The organism is Rubrivirga sp. (assembly GCF_049648075.1).
Lineage (GTDB): Bacteria > Bacteroidota > Rhodothermia > Rhodothermales > Rubricoccaceae > Rubrivirga.
This window is the reverse complement of sequence record NZ_JBARYR010000286.1, coordinates 1-7,333: the sequence shown is the minus strand read 5'-3', so window position 1 is coordinate 7,333 and position 7,333 is coordinate 1. Positions and strand designations below refer to the sequence as shown.

The window sequence follows — 7,333 nt, the reverse complement described above, 5'->3', positions numbered from 1 at the left end:
ACGACGGCCGTCCCGGCGCGCCTCGCCTGGTCGACGTCACGCGCAGCTCGGCCCCCGGCCTCGATGAGACCGGCATGGTCTCCGGCGCGGCGTGGGCCGACCTCGAGGACGACGGCGACCCGGACCTCATCACGGCGGCCGAGTGGGGGCCGGTCACCGTGTGGACGAATGACGGCGGCCGGTTCATGGCCTCGCCCATCGACGGTACGGACGGTCTGTGGCAGTCCATCGAGGTCGCCGACCTCGACGCAGACGGGGACCTCGATATTGTCGCGGCGAACTGGGGGTTGAACAGTCGCCTCCAAGTCGGAGAGGGGCCGCTTCGCCTGCACGTCGGCGACTTCGACGGGAACGGCCGCAACGACCCGTTGCTCTCGGTCTACAACCGAGGTCGGAGCCTGCCGTTCGCGCTGCGGAACGAGCTGGTCGGCCAGCTCCCGAGCTTAAAGCGCGAGTACCTCACACCGAGCACCTACGTCGGCAAAACGGTCGAGGACCTTTTGACGCCGGCCCAGCTCGAGCGCGCCGAGGTGTACCAGGCTTCCCAACTCGCCTCCGTCGCCCTCGTGAACGACGGCGGGTGGTCCGTCCGCCGACTCCCGTTCGAGGTCCAGCTCGCCCCGATGAACGCGGCTCTCGTCCTCGACGCCGACCGCGACGGCACGCCGGACCTGTTGCTGGCCGGTAACCGCGACGATCTCAAGCCCGACCTTGGCCGTCAGATGTCCTCACCCGGCGTCTTCTTGCGCGGCACCAATGGTGGGTTGGCGCCCTCGAGGTCGGGCTTCCGTGTACCGGGCCAGACGCGTCACCTGGTCGCCCTCGAGGTCGGCGGGCGGACGGTTGTCGTGGCCGTACGCAATGACGCCGCGCCGGTGGTGTTCGCCCTCGAGGACGCCGCCGTGGCGGCGCGGTAGCCGTCCTCGAGGCCGCAGATTTTCCCCATCCCCGCAATCCGACCCCGCAGTCATTCCCGCGTAGGCGGGGATCCAGAGCGGGCGACTCGCCAACCTTCCCGTATGCCGAAGCCCGGCTACGTCTACCTCCTCGCCAGCCGCCGCAACGGCACGCTCTACATCGGCGTGACGAGCGATCTGGTGCGCCGCATCGACGAGCACAAGCGGGGCGTCCTCGAGGGGTTCTCGAAAGAGCACGGCACGACGCGCCTGGTCTACGTCGAGCCGCACGACCGCATCGAGGACGCGATCCGACGGGAGAGGCAACTCAAGAAGTGGAATCGCTCGTGGAAGCTCCAGCTCATCGAGGACGAGAACCCGGCGTGGCGCGACCTGTACTCGGACTGGTGCGAGACTCTCGTGAGGTCAAGGCCGGTGCTGAGAAAGCGCCCTCGAGGACGAGCGACGCCGGGCGACCTTGAGGACGCGTAATGCCTAGACCTCACGAAACCAGTCATTCCCGCGCAGGCGGGAATCCAGGGATCGAGCGGCACGGTGCCCCGTCCGTCCTGGATCCCCGCTTGCGCGGGGATGACTCGGTTGGAGGTAGTGTGTTCAAAACGGTATCTGTGATTCTGATGGCTCTCTCTTCATCTCTATCGTCCTCGAGGCCGACTCCGCCCTCGAGGACGCGCTGTCCTCGAGGACGCGTCTGGCTCGCCCTCGCCGCGCTCGCCGTCGCCGGCTGCGCCACCGGCGAGGAGCCGCTGTTCACACGCCTCGACCCCACCGAGTCCGGCGTGACGTTCGAGAACGTCTTGGAGGAGGGCGGCGACTTCAACATCCTGAGCTACCTCTACTACTACAACGGCGGCGGCGTGGCCGCGGGCGACCTCGATGGCGACGGCCGGGCCGACCTGTACTTCACGGCTAACGAGGGACCCAACGTGCTCTATCTCAACCGGTCGGAGGAGAGGGGCGTCCGCCTCGAGGACGTGACCGAGACCGCCGGCGTGGCCGGGACCAGCGACTGGACGACCGGCGTCACGATGGCCGACGTCGACGGCGACGGCCGGCTAGACATCTACGTCTCGGCCCTGGGTGACTACAAAGGGCAGCGCGGACGCAACGAGCTGTTCCTGAACGAGGGGCCAGGGGCTGACGGCGTCCCCCGGTTCCGCGAGGTCGCGGCCGAGGTCGGGCTCGACTTCGAGGGCTTCGGCACGCAGGCCACGTTCTTCGACTACGACCGGGACGGCGACCTCGACGTCTACCTCTTGAACCACGCCGTCCACACGGACCGGAGCTACGAGAAGCCCGAGGTGACGCGCGTGCGCAACGAGGTGACCGGCGACCGGCTCTACCGCAACGACGGCGGCCTCGAGGACGGACTGCCCCGGTTCGTCGAGGTGACCGAAGAGGCCGGGATCGTGAGCGGGCTGAGCGGCTACGGCCTGAGCGTCGTCGCGAGCGACCTCGACGGGGACGGCTGGACCGATTTGTACGTCGGCAACGACTTCCACGAGAACGACTTCGTCTACCTCAACCGGCGCGACGGGACGTTCCGCGAGGTGTCGCAGACGGCGCTCGCGCACTCCTCCCGGTTCTCGATGGGCGCCGACGCGGCCGACGTTGACGGCGACGGGACCAGCGACCTGGTCGTCCTGGACATGATGCCCGGCGACGAGACGATCCGCCAGACGTCGGTCGGCGACGACACGTACGACATCGAGCACTTTAAGCGGACGCTGGGCTACGGCCCGCAGGTCGCGCGCAACTCGCTCCAGCTCAACCGGGGGCTCGGGCCGGACAGCATCCCGCGCTTTTCCGACGTCGCGACGGTCTCGGGTTTGGAGGCCACGGACTGGAGCTGGTCCGCGTTGCTCGCCGACCTCGACCTCGATGGGCACCGCGACGTGTACGTCACGAACGGGATCTGGCGCCGGCCCAACGACCTCGACTACATCAACTACGTGTCCAACGCCGCCGTCCAGCAGACGTTGGCCGAGGGAATCGGCGAAGACAGCCGCGAGGTGTGGGAGCGGATGCCGCAGGTCACGGTCGCCAACGCATCGTTCCGCGGCGTCGGCGGGTTCCGGTTCGAGGATGTGGCGTGGGGCATCGAGCACGAAGGGTTCTCGAACGGCGCGGCCGTCGTGGACCTGGACAACGACGGCGACCTCGACGTGGTCGTAAACGACGTCAACGCGCCGGCCGCCGTCTTCGTCAACCAGGCGTCCGAACGCGGGGCGACCTCGATCCAGATCGTCCTCGAGGGTGAGGGCGCGAACACCGGCGGCATCGGCGCCCGCGTCGAGGTCTGGTCGGACTCGACCGGGATGCAGACGACGGAGGCCCAGCCGACGCGCGGGTTCTTGTCGTCGCAGGACCCCCGGATCACGGTCGGGCTGAGAGGCGCCACCTCGGCGACCCGGGTCCGCGTGACGTGGCCCGACGGCCGGGCGCAGACCCTCGAGGACGTGCCGGCCGGCCCACTCACGTTGCGCCAGGCCGATGCCGGCCTCGAGGAGGTAGCGCCCGCGACCGATTCTCGCCTGTTCACCGATGTCTCGGGGTCTGCGCTCCCATCATGGGCGCACACCGAGAACGTCTTCCTCGACTTCAACCGCGAGCGGCTGATGCCGCACAACGTGTCCCGCTTGGGACCCGCGCTCGCCACGGGCGACGTGAACGGCGACGGCCTCGAGGACGTGTTCGTCGGGGGCGCTCGCAAGCAGTCGAACGAGCTGTTCCTGCAAACGCCGGGCGGCCGCTTTGTCGAGTCGAACGCCGACGCCTGGGTGGACCACGCCGAAGGCGAAGCCGTCGACGCGGTGTTCTTCGACGCCGACGGTGACGGCGACCTCGACCTCTACGTCGCCACGGCGGGCAACGAGTTCCGAGGCGAGAACGACGCGATCCGCGACCGACTCTACCTCGGCGATGGAGCCGGCGGCTTCCTAGAGGCGCCAGCCGGATCTCTCCCAGACAGCTTCGTCCACGTCGGCGCCGTCGCACCGGGCGACTGGGACGGCGACGGCGACACCGACCTGTTCGTCGGCGGGCGCGTGGTCCCGCGCGCCTATGGAATGCCGGCCCCGAGCGCTCTCTTGGAGAACGACGGGACGGGACGCTTCCGCGACGTCACCGAGACGGCCGCACCCGGCCTCGAGGCCGCCGGCATGATCAGCCGCGCCGCCTGGGCGGACCTCGACGGCGATGGCCGCGACGACCTGGTCGTGGCCGGCGAGTGGATGGCGCCGACCGTCTGGCGCAACACGGGCTCCGCCCTCGAGGCCGTGGACACCGGACTGGGGGGCGCGACCGGGTGGTGGACCGCCCTCGAGGTCGCGGACCTGGACGGCGACGGCGACCTCGATCTGGCCTTGGGCAACCTGGGGCTGAATTCCCGTCTGAAGGCGTCGCCGGAGCACCCCGCGCGGCTGTGGCTCAGCGACTTCGACGGCAACGACGCGCTCGACGGCATCCTGACCACGCACCGAAGCGGCGACGACTACCCGCTCGCCACCATCGCCCTCTTGCAGCAGACGTTCCCCGAGCTCCGCAAGGAGTACCCGACCGCGACGGAGTTCGGCGCGCGGACGGTCCCCGACTTGTTCGGCGCCCGCGCCGGTGACGCCGAGCAGCGGACCGCGACCACGTTCGAGAGCGCCATCGCCTGGAACGACGGGACGGGCCAGTTCGACCTGCGGCCGATGCCGGACCTGGCTCAGATCGAGCCCATCTACGCCCTCGAGGCCGCCGACCTCGATGGCGACGGCGTGATGGACCTGGTGGTGGGCGGAGGGCTGTTGGGCGTGCGTCCCACGCGGGGCCGCTACGACGCCGGGCTCGGTCTGGCACTCATGGGCGACGGCGACCGCGGCTTCGAGCCAGCGGGGCTCGACCGAGGACTCGTCCTCGAGGGCGAGGTGCGCGCGCTGCGCCTCCTCGAGGCCGGCGGTGCCCCTCTGTTGATCTCCGCTCCGAGCGACGGTCCGCTCCAGGCCTTCCGCGTTGGCAATGACGCGCGCACTGAGACGTTGGCAAACCGATGAAAACGCGCCGTCTGCCTTGTCCCCAAGGCCGTCGGTGTCGGATCTTTTTGGTATGTCTATTCGGTACGTAAGTGGCCGTGCGCGTAGTTGCTCTCCTTTTGGTCGTCGCGCTCGCCGCGTGTGACGGCGCCGGGTCCCAGGGCCCCATCGCGGAGGCGCGCGTGCTGGACCGCTGGACCTCCGAGGGCGTCGAGTACGTGCTGACGGCCGACGGCCGGCTCTACCAGGTCGAGGCCGACAGCGAGTGGGTCTTTGTAGCGGTCGTGTTCGATCCCGACGAGGTCGAGCGCTCGTACGTCCTCGAGGGCGGCGTCCGCTACCGCGTCGACCCCGGCTCCGGTGACCGCTTCCCGACGACCCAGACGTTGGATGAGGGGTTCGAGGATCTCCCCACGGGAGCCGACGGTCTCCGTGCTCTCATCGACCCAGCGCGAGGATGGACGACGGCCACGATGCAGTCGCCTGAGACGCCGACCGTAGAGGCCTATGTGGCCCTCTTGCGCCGCGTGCTCGAGGGCAGCGACTTCGGCGACGCCCGCGTCGAGCCCCTCTCTGGGGGTGCGGCCCGGGGCTCGCTCGCGCTCTCGAGTACCGTCCCCGCCCCGACGCCGGGCATGACCACCTCGAAGGCCTCGCTGACGACGGGGCTCGTGTACTTCGTCGAGGGCGACGACGTGTGGTTTGAGGCGTCGTACTTCGTCAGCGGTGACGCCGTGCCGTTCTCGCTGGCCGACCTCGAGGGCGACCTCCTGCTGTCCCAGGCCGGCATCCGGGTGGTCGTCTTCGAGGACGGCGACCTGGGCGTCGAGCTCAAGGCCCGCGACAAGCCCACCTTCCGAGCGCCCTCCGGCCAGCGCACGCCGTTCCCGACCGGGCAGTGGGTCCGCGTGCGGTGGCACCTCCGCCTCGGTGTTGAGGACGGCCACGTCCGGCTCTGGCAGGACGACGCGCTCCTCGTCGACGCGCCCGGCCCGACGCTCCCGTTCCCGACGGCCATCTACAACAGCCTCGAACTCGGCGTCTCGGCGCACTCGTTCGGCACGCGCCCCGTTCGGCTCCTGACCGACGCCGTCCGCCTCTCGCCCGAGCCGTTCTCCGATGGCCCCTCGGCGAGAGGGACGATCTTCCCACGACACGTTGAGACGCCCCCCTCGTAAGTGATGACGTTTCGCTCTTCTGCTCTGCTCGTCCTCGCGATGCTCGCTACCGGGTGTGGCGGTTCCGACGTCGTCCCCCTCGAGGCCGACGATCCGGAGCTGCTCCACGGCGCCGTCCAGCGCGTCACGGACGTGATGACGTACGACATCTTCAGCCCACCCCAGGCGAGCCGCGTCTACGCCTACGTCTCCGTCGCCGCCTACGAGGCGATGGCCGCGACCCGCAACGACGTCGGGACGCTGGCCGGTCAGGTCCGCGACCTCGGGGCCGCGCCCGTACCCGATGGCGAGGTCCACGGCCCGACCGCGGCCGTCTGGGCCGCGCTCACCGTCGGAGAGGCCATGACGTTCTCGACCGACGATGTGATCGCGTACCGCGATGAGGTCGATGGCCGTCTGCGTGAGGCCGGGATGCCGCGGGCTCTCGCCTCGAGGTCGAAAGAGTACGGCCGGACGGTCGGCGAGCACGTCCTTGAGTGGGCTGCAGCGGACGGCTACGCCCAGACCCGGAGCGGCCCCGCGTACACGGTCACCAACGAGCCCGGCACCTGGCGCCCGACGCCCCCCGCGTACATGGACGCCATCGAGCCCAACTGGGGCACGCTACGTCCGTTCGTCTTGGACTCCGCCGCCCAGTTCAAGCCCCAGCCGCCACCGCCGTTCGCCCTCGAGGCCGGCACCGCCTTCCGCGCCCAGGTCGACGAGGTCTACCAGATCACGAACGAGATGGACGACGAGGCCCGCGCGATCGCGGCGTTCTGGGACTGCAACCCGTACGTCGTCCACACGAGCGGCCACGCCATGTTCGCGACCAAAAAGCTGACGCCGGGCGGCCACTGGATGGGCATCGTCGCCATCGCCAGCCGCCAGGCCGGCGACGATACAGCCGGCGCCGCCGAGGCCTACGCCCGAACGGCCCTCGCCCTCGCCGACGGCTTCATCTCCGTTTGGGACGAGAAGTACCGGAGCCGCTTGATCCGCCCGGAGACCGTCATCAACGAGCACATCGACGAGGACTGGCAGCCGCTCTTGCAGACGCCGCCGTTCCCCGAGTACTCGTCGGGCCACAGCGTGATCTCGGGCGCCGCCGCCGAGGCGCTCACGGGCCTCTACGGCGACGACTTCGCCTTCGAGGACACCGTCCAGATTCCCTATGGCCTGCCCTCGAGGACGTTCGGCTCGTTCCGCGAGGCCGCGGAGGAAGCCGCCCTCAGCCGGCTCT

Annotated in this window: 5 protein-coding genes; all 5 read left to right on the top strand. The window is 69.8% G+C overall.

Features of this window, described 5'->3' with window-relative positions:
- On the top strand, positions 1–917 hold a 917-nt coding region (locus WBA11_RS08605; RefSeq protein ID WP_424520289.1), incomplete at its 5' end, for an FG-GAP-like repeat-containing protein.
- A 102-nt stretch (positions 918–1,019) separates the two neighbouring features.
- The gene (locus tag WBA11_RS08600) at positions 1,020–1,388 is read left to right on the top strand and encodes a GIY-YIG nuclease family protein (protein WP_424520288.1); all 369 of its coding nucleotides are present in this window, start codon (positions 1,020–1,022) and stop codon (positions 1,386–1,388) included.
- Between the two features lie 146 nt (positions 1,389–1,534).
- Entirely contained in the window at positions 1,535–4,954 is a 3,420-nt protein-coding gene (locus tag WBA11_RS08595) for a VCBS repeat-containing protein (protein ID WP_424520287.1), read from the top strand.
- Between the two features lie 77 nt (positions 4,955–5,031).
- A complete protein-coding gene (locus WBA11_RS08590) occupies positions 5,032–6,111 on the top strand; it encodes a hypothetical protein (RefSeq protein ID WP_424520286.1) in 1,080 nt (359 codons plus the stop codon).
- A 3-nt stretch (positions 6,112–6,114) separates the two neighbouring features.
- The coding region (locus tag WBA11_RS08585) for a vanadium-dependent haloperoxidase (RefSeq protein ID WP_424520285.1) at positions 6,115–7,333 on the top strand (1,219 nt) is incomplete at its 3' end.

Coding starts and splice junctions, on each gene's coding strand:
- WBA11_RS08600 (WP_424520288.1), top strand. CDS start 1,020: ATGCCGAAGCCCGGCTACGTCTACCTCCTCGCCAGCCGCCGCAACGGC.
- WBA11_RS08595 (WP_424520287.1), top strand. CDS start 1,535: ATGGCTCTCTCTTCATCTCTATCGTCCTCGAGGCCGACTCCGCCCTCG.